The 15,422-nt window shown below is 53.0% G+C and carries 21 protein-coding genes; 16 read left to right on the plus strand and 5 right to left on the minus strand.

Going from position 1 to position 15,422, the window contains the following annotated elements:
- From gamL to ACHHZ7_RS01370, 13 genes are all read left to right on the plus strand, one after another.
- Positions 1-285, plus strand: coding sequence for a host nuclease inhibitor GamL (gene gamL, locus ACHHZ7_RS01310; protein ID WP_060682548.1), 285 nt, complete (start codon positions 1-3; stop codon positions 283-285).
- A 9-nt stretch (positions 286-294) separates the two neighbouring features.
- Positions 295-1,212 (plus strand): recombinase RecT, encoded by a 918-nt coding sequence (locus tag ACHHZ7_RS01315; protein WP_171847605.1) that lies wholly within the window; start codon positions 295-297, stop codon positions 1,210-1,212.
- The gene (locus ACHHZ7_RS01320; RefSeq protein WP_074165348.1) at positions 1,209-1,415 is read left to right on the plus strand and encodes a winged helix-turn-helix transcriptional regulator; all 207 of its coding nucleotides are present in this window, start codon (positions 1,209-1,211) and stop codon (positions 1,413-1,415) included. Before ACHHZ7_RS01315 ends, ACHHZ7_RS01320 begins: the two co-directional genes overlap by 4 nt.
- Positions 1,412-2,092, plus strand: coding sequence for a lambda exonuclease family protein (locus ACHHZ7_RS01325; protein ID WP_149381366.1), 681 nt, complete (start codon positions 1,412-1,414; stop codon positions 2,090-2,092). The genes ACHHZ7_RS01320 and ACHHZ7_RS01325 overlap by 4 nt, the downstream gene beginning before the upstream one ends.
- A gap of 2 nt (positions 2,093-2,094) precedes the next feature.
- Positions 2,095-2,553 (plus strand): hypothetical protein, encoded by a 459-nt coding sequence (locus ACHHZ7_RS01330; RefSeq protein ID WP_395148574.1) that lies wholly within the window; start codon positions 2,095-2,097, stop codon positions 2,551-2,553.
- The gene (locus tag ACHHZ7_RS01335) at positions 2,550-3,101 is read left to right on the plus strand and encodes a phage N-6-adenine-methyltransferase (protein ID WP_284302191.1); all 552 of its coding nucleotides are present in this window, start codon (positions 2,550-2,552) and stop codon (positions 3,099-3,101) included. The genes ACHHZ7_RS01330 and ACHHZ7_RS01335 overlap by 4 nt, the downstream gene beginning before the upstream one ends.
- Positions 3,098-3,322: a hypothetical protein gene (locus ACHHZ7_RS01340; RefSeq protein ID WP_233599543.1), complete on the plus strand. Its 225-nt coding sequence runs from the start codon at positions 3,098-3,100 to the stop codon at positions 3,320-3,322. Before ACHHZ7_RS01335 ends, ACHHZ7_RS01340 begins: the two co-directional genes overlap by 4 nt.
- 2 nt (positions 3,323-3,324) lie before the next feature.
- Entirely contained in the window at positions 3,325-3,543 is a 219-nt protein-coding gene (locus ACHHZ7_RS01345; protein ID WP_395148511.1) for a TraR/DksA family transcriptional regulator, read from the plus strand.
- Positions 3,543-4,616 (plus strand): DNA cytosine methyltransferase, encoded by a 1,074-nt coding sequence (locus ACHHZ7_RS01350; protein ID WP_395148513.1) that lies wholly within the window; start codon positions 3,543-3,545, stop codon positions 4,614-4,616. Before ACHHZ7_RS01345 ends, ACHHZ7_RS01350 begins: the two co-directional genes overlap by 1 nt.
- Before the next feature lie 210 nt (positions 4,617-4,826).
- A complete protein-coding gene (locus tag ACHHZ7_RS01355; RefSeq protein WP_045288376.1) occupies positions 4,827-5,057 on the plus strand; it encodes a hypothetical protein in 231 nt (76 codons plus the stop codon).
- Between the two features lie 121 nt (positions 5,058-5,178).
- Positions 5,179-5,397, plus strand: coding sequence for an excisionase (locus ACHHZ7_RS01360; RefSeq protein ID WP_060682554.1), 219 nt, complete (start codon positions 5,179-5,181; stop codon positions 5,395-5,397).
- A complete protein-coding gene (locus tag ACHHZ7_RS01365) occupies positions 5,375-6,445 on the plus strand; it encodes a tyrosine-type recombinase/integrase (protein ID WP_060682555.1) in 1,071 nt (356 codons plus the stop codon). The genes ACHHZ7_RS01360 and ACHHZ7_RS01365 overlap by 23 nt, the downstream gene beginning before the upstream one ends.
- Before the next feature lie 126 nt (positions 6,446-6,571).
- Positions 6,572-7,855, plus strand: a complete 1,284-nt coding sequence (locus tag ACHHZ7_RS01370; protein ID WP_060683743.1) for a putative acyl-CoA thioester hydrolase — start codon at positions 6,572-6,574, stop codon at positions 7,853-7,855.
- A gap of 82 nt (positions 7,856-7,937) precedes the next feature.
- On the opposite strand, the gene pgl is transcribed toward ACHHZ7_RS01370, so the two are convergent.
- Positions 7,938-8,933: a 6-phosphogluconolactonase gene (gene pgl / locus ACHHZ7_RS01375; RefSeq protein WP_060682556.1), complete on the minus strand. Its 996-nt coding sequence runs from the start codon at positions 8,931-8,933 to the stop codon at positions 7,938-7,940.
- A 165-nt stretch (positions 8,934-9,098) separates the two neighbouring features.
- Between pgl and ACHHZ7_RS01380 the strand changes: the two genes are divergently transcribed.
- Positions 9,099-9,917 carry a pyridoxal phosphatase gene (locus tag ACHHZ7_RS01380; protein WP_003831476.1) on the plus strand — a complete coding sequence of 273 codons (819 nt, stop codon included), beginning with the start codon at positions 9,099-9,101 and terminating at the stop codon, positions 9,915-9,917.
- Here the strand turns inward: ACHHZ7_RS01380 and modC are convergent, their stop codons facing one another.
- The 4 genes from modC to ACHHZ7_RS01400 all read right to left on the minus strand — a co-directional run bounded on the left by modC (position 9,918) and on the right by ACHHZ7_RS01400 (position 12,775).
- Complete coding sequence (gene modC, locus ACHHZ7_RS01385; RefSeq protein ID WP_048235822.1) at positions 9,918-10,976, minus strand: molybdenum ABC transporter ATP-binding protein ModC; 1,059 nt, start codon at positions 10,974-10,976, stop codon at positions 9,918-9,920.
- A gap of 2 nt (positions 10,977-10,978) precedes the next feature.
- Positions 10,979-11,668 (minus strand): molybdate ABC transporter permease subunit, encoded by a 690-nt coding sequence (gene modB, locus ACHHZ7_RS01390; protein WP_008784169.1) that lies wholly within the window; start codon positions 11,666-11,668, stop codon positions 10,979-10,981.
- Positions 11,668-12,441 carry a molybdate ABC transporter substrate-binding protein gene (modA, locus tag ACHHZ7_RS01395; protein ID WP_003831470.1) on the minus strand — a complete coding sequence of 258 codons (774 nt, stop codon included), beginning with the start codon at positions 12,439-12,441 and terminating at the stop codon, positions 11,668-11,670. Before modA ends, modB begins: the two co-directional genes overlap by 1 nt.
- Positions 12,442-12,625: 184 nt before the next feature.
- Positions 12,626-12,775, minus strand: a complete 150-nt coding sequence (locus ACHHZ7_RS01400; RefSeq protein WP_020996536.1) for an AcrZ family multidrug efflux pump-associated protein — start codon at positions 12,773-12,775, stop codon at positions 12,626-12,628.
- Between the two features lie 129 nt (positions 12,776-12,904).
- On the opposite strand from ACHHZ7_RS01400, the gene modE reads away from it, so the two are divergent.
- Positions 12,905-13,693 carry a molybdenum-dependent transcriptional regulator gene (gene modE, locus ACHHZ7_RS01405; RefSeq protein WP_003831465.1) on the plus strand — a complete coding sequence of 263 codons (789 nt, stop codon included), beginning with the start codon at positions 12,905-12,907 and terminating at the stop codon, positions 13,691-13,693.
- Between the two features lie 67 nt (positions 13,694-13,760).
- Complete coding sequence (gene modF, locus ACHHZ7_RS01410; protein ID WP_057066494.1) at positions 13,761-15,233, plus strand: molybdate ABC transporter ATP-binding protein ModF; 1,473 nt, start codon at positions 13,761-13,763, stop codon at positions 15,231-15,233.
- The last annotated feature ends 189 nt before the right edge of the window (positions 15,234-15,422 follow it).

The following is a 15,422-nucleotide window of genomic DNA, read 5'->3' on the forward strand; positions in this document are numbered from 1 at the left end:
ATGGCCGCGTATCGCGCATACGACCACATAGAGGATCGTCGCTGGGTCGAGCAGCAGTTAACAGAAGAGAAAGAAAAGTGGATCGATGACCGGGCGCAGCAAATCATCGACATGATGCCAAAAGAGCCGTCCGGCCTCTTTCACTTCTCCGTACCGATTGACTCCAGCCCATACGATGGGCTTCGCAGCGATAAAGCTGGCGAGGCCTACAACGACTTCATTTCGGCAGTTGCTTACGCCCAGGCGGAACACGACTGGGAACACCGTACCGGCTGCCCGTTCTAAGGAGGGATTATGAGCTTAACTCTTGTTGATTTCGTCAAACAACAGGAGCCGCTTTTCATTAAGGCGGCCACTGATGAGCGGATGGTGTGGGCAAAGGAAAGCCAGTTCGCCATCCAGCTATTTCAGAACAACGACTACCTCGCCAAAGTTGCATTCCAGAACCAGACCAGTACGCAGAACGCGATCGTCAACGTTGCTGCTATCGGAATTTCTCTAAACCCTGCGCAGAAGCTGGCTTATCTGGTCCCGCGTAAAGGGGCTATTTGCCTCGACATCAGTTACATGGGCCTGATGCACATTGCGCAGCAGTCTGGCGCCATTAAGTGGTGTCAGTCGGCAATTGTTCGCAGAAACGACCAGTTCCGCCGGGAAGGTCTCGATAAGCCGCCGATCCACATCTACAACGACTTTGATACTGAAGAGCAGCGCGGGGATATCGTAGGCGCGTATGTAACGGTAAAAACTGACGACGGTGATTACCTTACCCATACGATGCGCATCGATGCCATCTACTCAATCCGTGACCGCTCTGAGGCCTGGAAGAAGTACAAACAGGACAGCAGCAAAAAATGTCCGTGGGTCACTGATGAAGAACAGATGATCCTCAAGACGGTCGTTAAGCAAGCTGCCAAGTATTGGCCGCGCCGTGAGCGCTTGGATGCCGCCATCGACCACGTTAATACCGAGGGCGAAGAAGGTATCAACTTTGCAGCAGAGCGCCAGTCTGAGCGCGATATAACGCCGCTTAGCGAAACAACGCAGAAAGAGATTAACGACCTGCTCGTCTCTTTGGATAAGACATGGGACGCCGATCTTCTCCCTCTCTGCTCACGAATCTTCAAACGCCCTATCACGCAGCCGGCCGACCTGGCAGAGCTGGAAGGTGTTAAGGCTCTCGGGTTCCTCAGGCAAAAGGCGGCAGCATGACACCTTCCCTACTTTCATTGTTGCGAAGCGGAAAACACAGCATTCGCGACATGGCAAAGATTTTAGGCATTACAAGGTCTCGCGTTTCATGGTTCATCGCCGAGCTTGAGCGGCGTAAATGGATAGAAGTCACCAGGTGTGCGATATGGTTTCACGATGGCACCCGTTCAAATAAACAGAACGTATACAGGGTAAAACTATGACACCAGAAATTATCCTGGCCCGTACCGGTATTGACGTTAACACCATAGAGCAAGGTGATGAGGCGTGGCATCGGCTGCGCCTCGGAGTCATAACAGCTTCTGAAGTACACAACGTCATCTCAAAACCGCGCTCCGGTACCAAATGGACTGGCATGAAGATGTCCTACTTCCACACCTTGCTCGCCGAGGTATGTACCGGCGTAGCGCCAGAGGTTAATGCTAAGGCGCTGGCCTGGGGCAAGCAGTACGAGGAAGACGCTCGCACCCTCTTCGAGTTCACCACCGACGTGAAAGTCACGGAGTCTCCAATCCTGTTCCGTGACGAGAGCATGCGCACCGCGTGCTCCCCTGACGGCCTTTGTAGTAACAATTTTGGCCTCGAGCTGAAATGCCCGTTCACCTCCCGCGACTTCATGAAATTCCGTCTCGGCGGCTTCGAAGCCATTAAGTCAGAGTACATGGCCCAGGTGCAGTACAGCATGTGGGTGACAGGTAAAGATGCCTGGTATTTCGCAAACTACGACCCGCGCATGAAACGCGAAGGCATTCACCATGTCGTCGTTGAGCGGGATCCTCAGTACATGACCGACTTCGACGAAATGGTGCCGGAGTTCATTGAGAAGATGGACGAAGCGCTGGCGGAGATCGGTTTCACGTTTGGAGAGCAGTGGAGGTAGCGATGAGCGAACTTTGGCAACCGTGGGAAAACCTGTTCCTGCATGAAGTTGGCAGAACAATGCCTCTGCCTATTATCGCCGAAAAGCTTGAGCGCACGGAACGCGCCATAGTCACTCAGGCATCGCGCATTGGCGCACCACTACCATCTCGAATGACCGGCAGACCATGGACGCCAGCTGAGCTTCATCTCTTTGGCCGGTTCTCAGAGGAAGAGATAGCCGCGGCAACCGGTCGCTCCATTTACTCAGTCAGAAGCAAGCGTAACGCACTGGCCCGCTCCGGAGGATTAACTATGCGTGAATGGACTGCAGGTGAGTTGGCTGTACTCATGCGCTACACCAACGCAGAAGTAGCAGAGATTACCGGTCGGAGTATCGAAGAGGTCGGAGATAAGCGGCTGGCTGTGAATATCGAGCGGAATGGATGGGATGCGAGAAATCCTGAACGGGAGGATTCATGACCGATTACACCGGCAGCAACACTCCAGCGGATCAGCGTGATTTGTGGCGCACACCACCTGCTCTCTTCGCCGCATTGGATGCTGAGTTCTGCTTTCAACTGGACGCAGCCGCCGCACCGCACAATGCACTGTGCCGCAAGTTCATCACAGACGAGCAAAACACGCTGGAAACGCCATGGGCTGATTACCTGATCATTCCCGGCTACGTCTGGCTGAACCCGCCATACAGCGATATCACACCGTTCGTGAAGAAAGCTGCAGCGGAGAGCAAGAACCAGATCGGCACCGTAATGCTTGTTCCGGCTGATACGTCTGTCGGCTGGTTCAGGGAGGCAATCCAGACTGCCAGCGAGGTTCGCTTTATCACCGCCGGGCGACTGGCATTTATCAACCCGGTCACCGGTAAGCCTGTAAGCGGCAACAACAAAGGGTCGATGCTCATTATCTGGCATCCGTACCCGCGTACACACTGCCACTTCGCAACTGTGGAGCGGGACGAACTGATGACTTTCGGAGCGAAACTTCTCGCTCGCCGGGACGCAGCATGAAGAAGATGACTATCGAACAGGAGAACGCATTGCGAGCTACTGCCAAGCGCTGCAACGACGAACTGAAAGCAGCGATGTCACAGAAGCCTAAGCCGAAGTTTGACTCTGTCAGCCGGCCACTTCTGGCGAAACATTACGAGAAGATAAAGGGACTTGGAGTCCCTTTTTTATTGTTCGTTTACACCATTGGGATGATCAACAAACAGTTTCGGGAGCACTGACCATGGCTGACATTATTGATAACGCATCACAGCTTGAAGATTTGCAGCGTGACGCGGCACTGAGCATGCACAGACTCAACCACTCAGCAGTATCAGCAACGCACTGTGTTGAGTGCGGCGACAAGTTACTTGATGCGCGACGGAAAGCGTATCCGGGATGCACGATGTGCGTGGCATGCCTTCAGATTTTCGAGTTACGGAATAAGCAGAGGGGCGGGTGATGGCGGCTTACTACAACGAAATTGATTCTTTCGCTGCGCAGTGGCTGAGGAATCTGATCGCTGGCGGACATATCGCCCCAGGCGAAGTTGACGAACGGAGTATTGAAGATGTCACACCTGACGACCTCAGAGGATTTACCCAATGCCACTTTTTCGCCGGAGTTGGTGTCTGGTCCCACTCCCTCCGCCTCGCAGGCTGGCCAGACGATAAGCCAGCCTGGACTGGTTCCTGCCCGTGCCAGCCTTTCAGCGCGGCAGGCAAAGGCGATGGGTTTGCTGACGAGCGGCACTTATGGCCAGCCTTCTTCCACCTCATCAGCGAGCGCAGACCTCAGCACATCTTTGGCGAACAGGTTGCAGCAGGTAACGCAAACGCATGGTTCGACCTTGTACAAGCTGACCTGGAAGGAATGGACTACGCCTTCGGGATTGTGCCGTTTACGTCAGCGAGCATCGGTGCGCCGCACATCAGAGAGCGGGCCTATTGGGTGGCCAACGCCAGTGGCGAATACGAATCCACAACCGGAGACGAAACGGGGCCTGCAACATGTCTCCGGAGCTGCGCGGCTGTCGGGCTGGCCAACTCCGCAGGTGAGCAATATCACCAACGCGACGACCGTGCAAATGAGCGGGGATGGTCGAGCAACTCCGAACAAAATCGGGTGGGCAGCGGCGTTGGCGGGATGGATTACGCCAACAACTCGCGACTGGAAAGACACTTCGGGAATGACGGCGCAGCGGGACGGAAAGGACAGGCTGGATCAGTTGCCGCGTCAGGCGTACACATGCGGCCCCTTGAGGTTAACGGTTTTTGGCGTGATGCAGACTGGCTCTTTTGTCGAGATGGGCAATGGCGTCCAGTTGAACCCGGCACATTCCCGCTGGTTGATGGGGCTGCCGCACGCCTGGGACGAGTCGAGTCCGGGGTGGCAAGAGTGGCAAGCAGCAACCGCACAGGCCGACTTAAGGGTTACGGTAACGCCATAAACGCACAGGCGGCAGCCGCTTTCATTGGTGCTTACATGGAGACTGCCAATGTTCCAGCTAATTCAACGGGGTCAGATATTCGCTGACTCAGCAGGCTGGCCCGTAATTATTCATTCCACCACATCATAAGTTGTCCGCTACTGGCGACAGGGCCGGATCAACACCGCTTCAATCGACCGATTCAACAATGATTTTGAGCATCTCGATCACCGTGAGGCGGCACAGATACGCGTCGAACTGGAGACGAGCGAGCACATTAAATCGCTCCGCGCCCAGCGTGCGGCATGAGGAGAACTATGAGCACCATTCAGGACATCCGAAACCAGCTATCAACCCTAGTCACCGAGGCGCACAAGGTTGCATGCGCCCTCGATATAGGTGACGAGCGAACCGAGGCCTTTGAGCTATACGAAGCACTTCGTCGACTTCAGCGGCAGGGCGCCGCCGGAGAGATTCTCTCAGCAACCAACCCACTTCTCGCCTCGCCATATTACGACGAGGACTGGGACGAAGATGAAGACGATTGACGCAACTGATAGCCAGTTATGAGCTGGCTATTGGGTGCGAATGCACTGCCACGTTATCCCCCATTTGCCCTCCAGTGTGAGGGCATTATTTTTTGTTGCGTGATGTTTACAAGGAAAAGCTATGTACTTAACCCTACCTGAATGGAACGCCAGACAACGCAGGCCAAGAAGCCTTGAAACAGTTCGCCGATGGGTTCGCGATTGCCTTATCTACCCACCACCTGAAAAGGATGGAAGAGAATACTTGTTCCATGAGAAGGCTGTGAAAATTAACCGCAATAAAGTTGCAACAGGAAGTCTTGTTAAGAGGATAAAGAATGGGAAGGCGCAGAAGCCATAGCCGGAGAGATTTACCACCAAACCTGTACATCAGAAACAATGGATACTATTGCTTCAGAAACCCGCAAACGGGCAAGGAGTACGGGCTTGGTAGAGACAGGAGGATAGCTATATCTGAAGCAATACAGGCTAACATGGACTTGTTTTCTTGTCAGGAACGCAACTCATTGTCAGTACGAATCAACGCTGAAAATGTTGTAACACTGCATTCCTGGCTCGATCGTTACGAGGTCATTCTTTCAACCAGAGGTCTCAAGCAAAAGACGCTCATCGATTACGGCAGCAAGCTGAAGGCAATACGAGAAAAGATGCGTGATGTTCCGGTATCTGGAATCACAACAAAAACCATAGCTGAGGTTCTGAACGGCTATGTTGAAGAAGGTAAAAATGCGACAGCAAAGCTAATCAGGTCAACTCTGAGCGACATTTTCAGAGAGGCAATAGCAGAGGGACACATTAGCACTAACCCTGTCACAGCAACGCGGGCGGCTAAATCAGAAGTTAAACGAACGCGAATCACTACTGAAGAGTATCGACAGATACGCAACGCGGCAAAGTCTCTGCCAGCGTGGGTTACTCTGGCTATGGATTTGGCGGTGGTAACCGGTCAAAGGGTCGGTGATTTGTGCAGGATGAAATGGGAAGATATCAGGGATGGATACATTTATGTTGAACAGGAGAAAACGGGTTCAAGACTTGCCATTCCGGTAGGGTTACATGCCGAATCGCTGGGGATATCTCTTGATGAAACCCTTAAAAAATGCAAAGAATCACTGAAAGGTGAAACCATTATCGCATCAACACGTTGCGAATCTCTTTCATCGGGAACGATATCACGGTATTTTATGCGCGCACGAAAAGCTTCAGGGCTCCTGTTCAATGGAGAGCCGCCGACTTTTCATGAATTGCGTAGTTTGTCAGCCAGGCTCTATGAGAAGCAGATCAGCAAGGAATTTGCTCAGCACCTTCTCGGACATAAGTCGGACAGCATGGCATCACAGTATCGCAATGACAGAGGCAGGGAGTGGGACAAAATTGAAATACGTTAATGATTTAATTTTGACTGATAGTGACCTTGCAACTGTAACAACTTGATGTAGCTTGCTTTTTTTCAGGTTCAACTTAGTATAAAAAAGCAGGCTTTAATGGATAACTTTCAAAGCCCGGAGCAACCTGTGAACATATCATCAGTTTCCCGTCTGGCGCTGGCAATGGCTTTTGGCGTGACGCTGACCGCCTGTAGCTCTACGCCGCCCGATCAAATTCCTTCCGATCAAACCGCGCCAGGAACCTCTTCGCGCCCAATTTTGTCGGCCAATGAAGCGAAAAACTTCGTTACTGCGCACTATTTTTCCGCGCTGACGCCAAACACCGCGCCGTGGAGCCCTTCTTCTATTTCTCTGCCTGCACAGCCTGACTTCGTCGTTGGCCCGGCAGGGACTCAGGGCGTCACCCATACCAGCATTCAGGCCGCTGTTGATGCAGCAATCATCAAACGTACTAACAAACGTCAGTACATCGCGATTATGCCAGGCGAGTACCAGGGCACGGTATATATCCCGGCAGCAACAGGTAGCCTGACGCTGTACGGCATGGGCGAAAAACCGCTTGATGTGAAAATTGGCCAGGCCATTGACGGTGACATGAGCACCGCGGACTGGCGTCGTACGGTGAACCCAGCCGGTAAATACATGCCGGGTAAACCTGCGTGGTATATGTTTGATAATTGCCAGAACAAACGCGGCACGAATATTGGCGTGATGTGTTCTGCTGTCGTCTGGTCGCAAAATAACGGTCTGCAATTGCAGAACCTGACCATCGAAAACAACCTGGGTGACAGCGTTGATGCGGGTAACCACCCAGCCGTTGCACTGCGTACCGATGGCGATAAAGTACAGATCAACAAGGTCAATATCCTTGGCCGCCAGAATACCTTCTTCGTGACCAATAGCGGCGTACAAAACCGTCTGGAAAACGATCGTCAACCGCGTACGCTGGTTACCAACAGCTACATTGAAGGCGATGTGGATATCGTTTCCGGTCGCGGTGCCGTAGTGTTCGATAACACCGATTTCCGCGTAGTGAACTCCCGTACCCAGCAGGAAGCCTATGTGTTCGCACCGGCTACCCTGTCAAACATCTACTACGGTTTCCTGGCGATTAATAGCCGCTTCACGGCAAGTGGCGATGGCGTGGCGCAGTTAGGCCGCTCGCTGGATGTCGATTCCAACACTAACGGTCAGGTCGTGATTCGTGACAGCGTGATTAACGAAGGCTTTAACATGGCAAAACCATGGGCTGACAGCGTTATCGCAAAACGCCCGTTTGCCGGTAATACCGGTGCGGAAGATGACAAAGGTGAAATCCAGCGTAACCTGAACGACACCAACTTCAACCGTATGTGGGAATACAACAACCGCGGTATCGGTAGCAAAGTGGTTGCTGAACCTAAGCAGTAAACGTCATTCTCTGATGTAAACCCGGCAGATTCATGCTCTGCCGGGCAATGTGCCGGATACTCATCCGGCATTAGACGCAATATTAGTACGCGTTAACAACCACCCACATCGGGCCTTGTCCTACCGCGTAACGACCTTTCTCCGTCAACAGTCCTTGTTCGCCAGCAATCTCGTATACCGCGATATGGTGCGATTTTTGTCCGGCTGCAATCAGGTATTTACCTCTGTTATCGATATTAAAACCGCGTGGCTGAGTTTCGGTAGGTTGGAAACCTTCTTTGGTCAACACGCTGCCATCCTCAGAGACGCTAAAGACCGTAATCAGGCTGGCGGTGCGATCACAGGCATACAGATGACGACCATCCGGTGTGATGTGAATATCTGCTGCCCAACGGGTATCCGCAAAATCAGCAGGCATCATATCCAGCGTCTGCACACACTCAATTTTGCCGTACGGATCTTTCAGCTCCCAGACATCAACAGAGCTGTTCAGCTCGTTCACGCAGTAGGCATATTGCTTATTCGGATGGAACGCCATATGACGCGGGCCCGCGCCTTCAACGGTGGTCACTTCAGCTGGTTCCTGAGCAACCAGATGGCCATCATCGCTAACGTCAAACAGGCAGATACGATCCTGTTTCAACGCCGGAACCCACAGGGTACGGTTATCCGGAGAGATGTTGGCTGAGTGGCAACCATCCAGACCTTCTACCACGTCAACCAGTTCCACCGGCAGGCCATCTTCCAGACGCGTGACGCTCACGCTACCCGCGTTATAAGAGCCTACGAACACGAAACGTCCCTGATGATCGGTAGAAATATGCGTCGGGCTACCCGGCAGCGCAGACTCTGCCGCGAAGGTCAGCGCTCCGTCATCAGGCGCAATACGATAAGCCAACACGCGAAACTCCGGGCGCACACCAACATAGAGGTAACGCTTATCCGGGCTGACGACCATCGGCTGTACCGGACCCGGTACATCAACCACCTGCGTCAGCGTCAGAGAACCATCGTGATTCAGGCTCCAGACGTGGATTTGCTGACTTTCAGGGCTGGCGGTATAAACGGTTTGCTTCATGAATACTCCTTTGCTTTTTGGCAGGTGGCTGCAATTGCCTGACACACGCCTAAGGTAGACGCTTTTAACGGTGAATGCTTAATTAAGGCTCAGAATTTTGTCCGGCTCCCGTCTCGGTGTACCATTCCAGCAGACAAAATTCTCAACCTTAATCTGGAAAAAACTATGACCGCACGCGTGATTGCCCTGGATTTAGACGGTACCCTGTTGACCCCGAAAAAAACCTTGCTGCCATCCTCCCTCGAAGCGCTCTCGCGCGCCAGAGAAGCAGGCTACCAACTTATCATTGTCACAGGTCGCCATCACGTTGCTATTCATCCTTTTTATCAGGCACTGGCGCTGGATACACCTGCAATTTGCTGTAACGGTACCTACTTGTATGATTATCAGGCAAAAAAGGTACTGGAATCCGATCCCCTCCCGGTAGACCAGGCATTACAGCTGATCGAAATGCTGGATGAACATCAGATCCACGGGCTGATGTATGTGGATGAGGCCATGCTGTATGAGCGCCCAACCGGGCATGTGGTGCGTACCGCTAACTGGGCGCAAACTCTGCCGCCGGAACAGCGCCCGACCTTCACCCAGGTTCCTTCGCTGGCGCAGGCCGCACATGACGTCAACGCCGTTTGGAAATTTGCCCTGACCGACGAAGATATTCCGAAACTGCAGCAGTTTGGCCAGTACGTTGAGCAACAGCTGGGACTGGAGTGTGAATGGTCCTGGCATGATCAGGTCGACATTGCTCGTAAAGGCAACAGCAAAGGACGACGCCTTACCCAGTGGATTGAAGCACAGGGCGGGTCAATGGAAAACGTGATTGCCTTTGGTGATAACTTTAACGATATCAGCATGCTGGAAGCCGCAGGTACCGGTGTGGCGATGGGCAACGCGGATGACGCGGTCAAAGCCCGCGCCAACATCGTGATTGGTGACAACACCACAGACAGCATCGCGAAATTTATCTACTCCCACCTGCTGTAATCAGGCGGTAATCGATACGCTCTTAATTTGCGCGTACAGCCACAGGCCAGGTTTGATACCCAGTTCATCCCTGGCCCATGGGCTAATCCTCGCCCACAGCGTCTTACCGCCCACCTCAAGCTGAACTTCCACCTGACCGTTATCGTCATAACATTGCGCGACTTTTGCCCGGAGAACGTTACGAATACTGGTCTGCTGGGGGGGTTGGAGCACCAGTGAAACATCAGAGGCCTGAATACGAATACGCAGCGCGGTTTGCAGCGGTTGCTCCAGCTTATTGACCCACAGATGCTGATCGCCGAGCGCCAGCGCGGTCATCGCATAGTGTGGATGATGTTCCAGCACGCTGACTTTCAGAATACTGCTTTGCTGTTCCTTAGGCAGCCAGGGGTGCATCACGCTGCTACCCCAGACATCTTCCAGCGAACCAAACGCTTTGACCTGCCCGTTCTCCAGCACCATCACTTTATCCGCCAGGTGCAAAATCTCATCAAGCGAGTGGCTGACATACAGCATCGGAATATTGATTTCACGTGCAAGGCGTTGCAGGTAAGGCAGCAGTTCGCGTTTACGCGGTATATCCAGTGAGGCTAACGGCTCATCAAGCAGCAATAACTCAGGCGCGGTCAGCAGCGCCCGACCGATGGCGACACGCTGCTTTTCACCGCCAGAAAGACCGCCGGGCAAACGGTCAAGCAGCGGTTCAATGCCCAACAGCGACACCAGCTTATCAAACTGTCCGGCCATGCTTTTCGCCATTCCGTAACGCAGGTTGCCGCGCACTTTATAGTGCGGGAACAGGCGCGCATCCTGGAAAACATAGCCCACCCGTCGTTTTTCCGGCGTTAAACAGATACCGTTCTCGACGTCGTTTAAGACCCGACCGTTGAGCACGATGCGTCCTGACTGCGGCTGCGTCAGGCCGCTGATGGCGTTAATCAGTGAGGTTTTGCCCGCGCCGGAAACGCCAAAAATAGCGGTGATGCCGCTGGCTGGCAGCGTTTCGTTGAGCGTCAGGCAATGCGTCCCCAGCGTCTGGGAGAAATTGAGTTCCAGCATAATTATCGCCCCGTCCGCTCACGGCTAATACGCGCCAGCCATTCAGAAATCAGCAGCGAAATCAGCGCCAACACAATAGAAATGATACACAACCTCGCCGCCGCGCTTTCGCCGCCGGGAGTCTGGATCAGGGTATACATCGCCGAAGGAATGGTGCGAGTTTCGCCAGGAATGTTGGAAACAAAAGTAATGGTTGCGCCGAATTCCCCGAGGGAACGCGCGAACGCCAGCACCGTACCGACAATAATGCCGGGCAACATCAGCGGTAGCGTAATGGTCATGAATACACGCCAGCGTCCGGCTCCCAGCGTGCGGGCCGCCTGCTCCAGCTTGACGTCGACACCTTCCAGCGCCAGACGAATTGCCCGTACCATCAGAGGAAAAGACATCACCGCCGCAGCCAGCACAGCTCCGCGCCAGCTAAAGGCAAAGGTAATGCCAAACCAGTCGTACAACCATTCGCCAATGAATCCGCGCCGCCCCATGGCGACCAACAGCAGATAGCCTACCACGACCGGCGGCAGAACCAGCGGCAAATGCAGAACGCTGTCGAGCAGCGCTTTGCCCGGGAACTTGCATCGCACAAGCAGCCAGGCAAAGAAGATCCCAAACGGCAAACTAAACAACACAGCCAGGGAAGAAACTTTCAGGCTCAGGATGACGGCCTGCCATTCAGGATCGGTCAGTATCATTACTTGGTCGTAAATCCATAACGTTTAAAGATTTCAGCAGCTTGCGGTCCTTTCAGGTAATCATAGAACGCGCTAACCGTTGCGTTTTTGTGCCCATCAACAATCGCGATAGGGTATTCCACTTTTTTGTGCGAATCTTCCGGGAAAGTCGCAACAACTTTTACGCCCTTACTGGCGACAGCATCGGAACCATAGACGATCCCCAGCGGCGCTTCGTTACGCTCTACCAGCGCCAGCGCACCGCGCACATCTTCAGCAGGAGCCAGTTTCGGGGCCAGGGTATCCCATGCACCCAGTTTTTGCAGCGCTTCTTTGGCATAAATGCCCGCCGGAACATGTTCTGGATCGCCAACAGCCAGGCGTCCACCATTCAACAGACTGGTCCAGTTGGTTTTGCTGTCAATGGTGAAGTCTTTCTGCGCGCTGGCTTTCGGCGCAACCACCACCAGACTGTTACCCAACAGCGTTTCACGCGATGCGGTATCAATCGACTTCTTGTCTACCGCGTAGTCCATCCATTTCTGATCGGCAGAAATAAACAGATCGGCCGGTGCGCCTGCTTCAATCTGACGCGCCAGCGTGGAAGAAGAAGCAAAAGAGGAGACAACATCAACGTTCTTCTCTTTTTTATATTGCGTTGCAATGTCCTGCATCGCGTTGGTCAGCGAAGCCGCTGCAAAAACGGTAATCTTTCCTTCATCCGCCAGCGCATGCCCGGCAACGGTAAGAGAAAGTGTTGCCCCTGCAAACAAGCGTAACCATGTACGTGCCATCTGTAACTCCTTTGCGTTTCGTTATGTAGGCGCAAATATAACGAGTAAACCAGGATTTTCCCAGTGGTTATTGATACCAATTAGAGGTTACACAAAGAAAATATCGGCAGGGAAAGCAAGATCTTGAGAAAACGAGTTGGCAGGCAAAAAATATAAACGCCCGACTGAGCGGGCGTTTGGGGAATCAATGATTCTGTCTGGATTGGTCTTTCTGACCGATAGAGGAGAAGATGTTGAACACTTCACCCAGTCCGTAAATCAGCCCCAGGATGACAGCCATCACCACAGGAACCATAATTACGGCGAATACCAGACTTTTCAATAACTCTAACATGGTCAACTCCAGATATAGTCCTTAATTGTATTCTAACCACATAACACAGAAAAGCACTCCCCTTTTGTGCGGTTGGCTTTGCGCGCGCGCGGTTTTCCGTCACAATACCCCTTTTGCCAGGAGCTTGTGATGCAGGCCGAAATCCTTCTTACGCTGAAACTTCAGCAAAAACTGTTTGCCGATCCCCGTCGCATTTCTCTGCTTAAGCACATTGCGCTTTCCGGCTCCATCAGTCAGGGCGCGAAGGATGCAGGTATCAGCTATAAAAGCGCCTGGGATGCGATTAACGAAATGAATCAGCTCAGCGAGCAGACGCTGGTTGAGCGCGCCACTGGCGGCAAAGGCGGCGGCGGCGCGGTGTTAACGCGCTACGGCCAACGCTTAATCCAGCTGTATGATTTATTAGCGCAAATCCAACAGAAAGCCTTCGATGTTTTGAGCGATGACGACGCACTGCCGCTCAATAGCCTGCTGGCGGCGATCTCTCGCTTTTCGCTGCAAACCAGCGCCCGTAACCAGTGGTTTGGCACCATTACCGCCCGCGACCACGATCAGGTTCAACAGCATGTCGACGTGCTGCTGGCGGATGGCGAAACGCGCCTGAAAGTGGCAATCACTGCACAAAGCGGCGAGCGTCTCGGGCTTGAGGAAGGCAAAGAAGTACTGATTCTGTTGAAAGCACCGTGGGTAGGAATCACTCAGGACGACGCCATCGCTCAGGCCGCCGATAACCAGTTGCAGGGCACGATTAGCCATATCGAACGCGGAGCGGAGCAGTGTGAAGTATTGATGACCTTGCCAGACGGCCAGACGCTGTGCGCGACTTTGCCGATAGAGCAGACCCACACATTAACGGAAGGCGCTAACGTCACAGCATATTTTAATGCGGACAGGGTGATTATCGCCACACTGTGCTGAGTTAATTGACATCAGCCTGAAGAACACGTATCCCTGTTATTCATCGCTGCAAATAATGGGATACAAAATGTCATCGTTGCAAATTTCGCAAGGCACGTTTCGTCTTAGCGACACAAAAACGCTCCAGTTAGATGCGTTGACGTTAAACGCGGGCGATAGCTGGGCGTTTGTTGGCTCTAACGGCAGCGGGAAATCTGCGCTGGCCCGCGCGCTGGCGGGCGAGTTGCCGCTCCTGAAAGGCGAACGCCGCAGCCAGTTCACACGTATTACCCGACTCTCCTTTGAGCAGCTCCAAAAGCTGGTCAGCGACGAATGGCAGCGAAACAACACCGATCTTCTTAGTCCCGGTGAAGACGACACCGGGCGCACTACCGCAGAAATCATTCAGGACGAAGTTCACGACCCCGCCCGCTGCGCTGCGCTGGCGCAGCAGTTTGGCATTTCATCCCTACTTAACAGGCGTTTCAAATACCTTTCCACCGGTGAAACGCGCAAAACCCTGCTCTGCCAGGCATTAATGTCCACACCGGATTTGCTGATCCTTGATGAACCCTTTGACGGGCTGGACGTGGCGTCCCGTCGCCAGTTAGCAGAGTTGCTCGCTGAGTTGCACCAGGCCGGTTTAACGTTGGTACTGGTGCTTAATCGCTTTGATGAAATTCCCGAATTCGTGCAGTTTGCTGGCGTACTTGCCGACTGCACGCTGACGGAAACCGGTGCAAAACCCGACCTTCTGCAACAGGCATTAATCGCTCAGCTTGCCCATAGCGAACGGCTGGAAGGCATCCAGTTACCCGAACCGGATGAGCCTTCGGTGCGCCACACGCTGTCAGATAACGAGCCGCGCATTGTGCTTAACGACGGCACCGTCTCGTATAACGATCGCCCTATCCTGCATCATCTGAGCTGGCGGGTAAATCCGGGGGAACACTGGCAAATCATCGGCCCCAACGGTGCGGGGAAATCAACCCTGCTCAGTTTAATCACCGGCGATCATCCCCAAGGATATAGCAACGACCTGACCCTGTTTGGCCGCCGCCGGGGCAGCGGTGAAACTATCTGGGATATCAAAAAACATATTGGCTATGTCAGCAGCAGCCTGCATCTGGATTACCGGGTAAGTACGACAGTTCGCAACGTTATTCTCTCCGGTTATTTCGATTCAATCGGCATTTATCAGGCCGTCTCCGACAGGCAGCACAAGCTGGTACAACAGTGGCTGGATATTCTGGGCATCGATAAACGTACCGCGGATGCGCCATTTCATAGTCTTTCCTGGGGGCAGCAGCGGCTGGCATTGATTGTTCGTGCACTGGTGAAACATCCTACGTTGCTGATCCTCGATGAACCGTTGCAAGGATTAGATCCGCTCAACCGTCAACTGATCCGTCGGTTTGTGGATGTCCTGATCGGTGAAGGTGAAACCCAGCTTTTGTTTGTCTCTCATCACGCCGAAGATGCCCCGGCCTGCATTACCCATCGGCTAGAGTTTGTACCCGAGGGTGATATCTACGCCTATCGACAAACCTCTCTGCGTTAATTTTCATGCCAGGGCGTTTATCACGCCCTTTTTTCTGCTTTTTTTTCAGACAAGTGCTGAAATAACAACCTAACATAATGATTTATAATAAAGTAACTGGCAGCATCGAGTGAAAACACCGGAGTGTAAACGATTCCACTAATTTATTCCGTGTCACACTTTTCGCATCTTTGTTATGCTATGGTTATT

The organism is Citrobacter freundii complex sp. 2024EL-00216 (assembly GCF_043945515.1).
In the GTDB taxonomy this organism is placed as follows: Bacteria; Pseudomonadota; Gammaproteobacteria; order Enterobacterales; family Enterobacteriaceae; genus Citrobacter; species Citrobacter portucalensis.

Coding starts and splice junctions, on each gene's coding strand:
- gamL (WP_060682548.1), top strand. CDS start 1: ATGGCCGCGTATCGCGCATACGACCACATAGAGGATCGTCGCTGGGTC.
- ACHHZ7_RS01315 (WP_171847605.1), top strand. CDS start 295: ATGAGCTTAACTCTTGTTGATTTCGTCAAACAACAGGAGCCGCTTTTC.
- ACHHZ7_RS01320 (WP_074165348.1), top strand. CDS start 1,209: ATGACACCTTCCCTACTTTCATTGTTGCGAAGCGGAAAACACAGCATT.
- ACHHZ7_RS01325 (WP_149381366.1), top strand. CDS start 1,412: ATGACACCAGAAATTATCCTGGCCCGTACCGGTATTGACGTTAACACC.
- ACHHZ7_RS01330 (WP_395148574.1), top strand. CDS start 2,095: ATGAGCGAACTTTGGCAACCGTGGGAAAACCTGTTCCTGCATGAAGTT.
- ACHHZ7_RS01335 (WP_284302191.1), top strand. CDS start 2,550: ATGACCGATTACACCGGCAGCAACACTCCAGCGGATCAGCGTGATTTG.
- ACHHZ7_RS01340 (WP_233599543.1), top strand. CDS start 3,098: ATGAAGAAGATGACTATCGAACAGGAGAACGCATTGCGAGCTACTGCC.
- ACHHZ7_RS01345 (WP_395148511.1), top strand. CDS start 3,325: ATGGCTGACATTATTGATAACGCATCACAGCTTGAAGATTTGCAGCGT.
- ACHHZ7_RS01350 (WP_395148513.1), top strand. CDS start 3,543: ATGGCGGCTTACTACAACGAAATTGATTCTTTCGCTGCGCAGTGGCTG.
- ACHHZ7_RS01355 (WP_045288376.1), top strand. CDS start 4,827: ATGAGCACCATTCAGGACATCCGAAACCAGCTATCAACCCTAGTCACC.
- ACHHZ7_RS01360 (WP_060682554.1), top strand. CDS start 5,179: ATGTACTTAACCCTACCTGAATGGAACGCCAGACAACGCAGGCCAAGA.
- ACHHZ7_RS01365 (WP_060682555.1), top strand. CDS start 5,375: ATGGGAAGGCGCAGAAGCCATAGCCGGAGAGATTTACCACCAAACCTG.
- pgl (WP_060682556.1), bottom strand. CDS start 8,933: ATGAAGCAAACCGTTTATACCGCCAGCCCTGAAAGTCAGCAAATCCAC.
- ACHHZ7_RS01380 (WP_003831476.1), top strand. CDS start 9,099: ATGACCGCACGCGTGATTGCCCTGGATTTAGACGGTACCCTGTTGACC.
- modC (WP_048235822.1), bottom strand. CDS start 10,976: ATGCTGGAACTCAATTTCTCCCAGACGCTGGGGACGCATTGCCTGACG.
- modB (WP_008784169.1), bottom strand. CDS start 11,668: ATGATACTGACCGATCCTGAATGGCAGGCCGTCATCCTGAGCCTGAAA.
- modA (WP_003831470.1), bottom strand. CDS start 12,441: ATGGCACGTACATGGTTACGCTTGTTTGCAGGGGCAACACTTTCTCTT.
- ACHHZ7_RS01400 (WP_020996536.1), bottom strand. CDS start 12,775: ATGTTAGAGTTATTGAAAAGTCTGGTATTCGCCGTAATTATGGTTCCT.
- modE (WP_003831465.1), top strand. CDS start 12,905: ATGCAGGCCGAAATCCTTCTTACGCTGAAACTTCAGCAAAAACTGTTT.
- modF (WP_057066494.1), top strand. CDS start 13,761: ATGTCATCGTTGCAAATTTCGCAAGGCACGTTTCGTCTTAGCGACACA.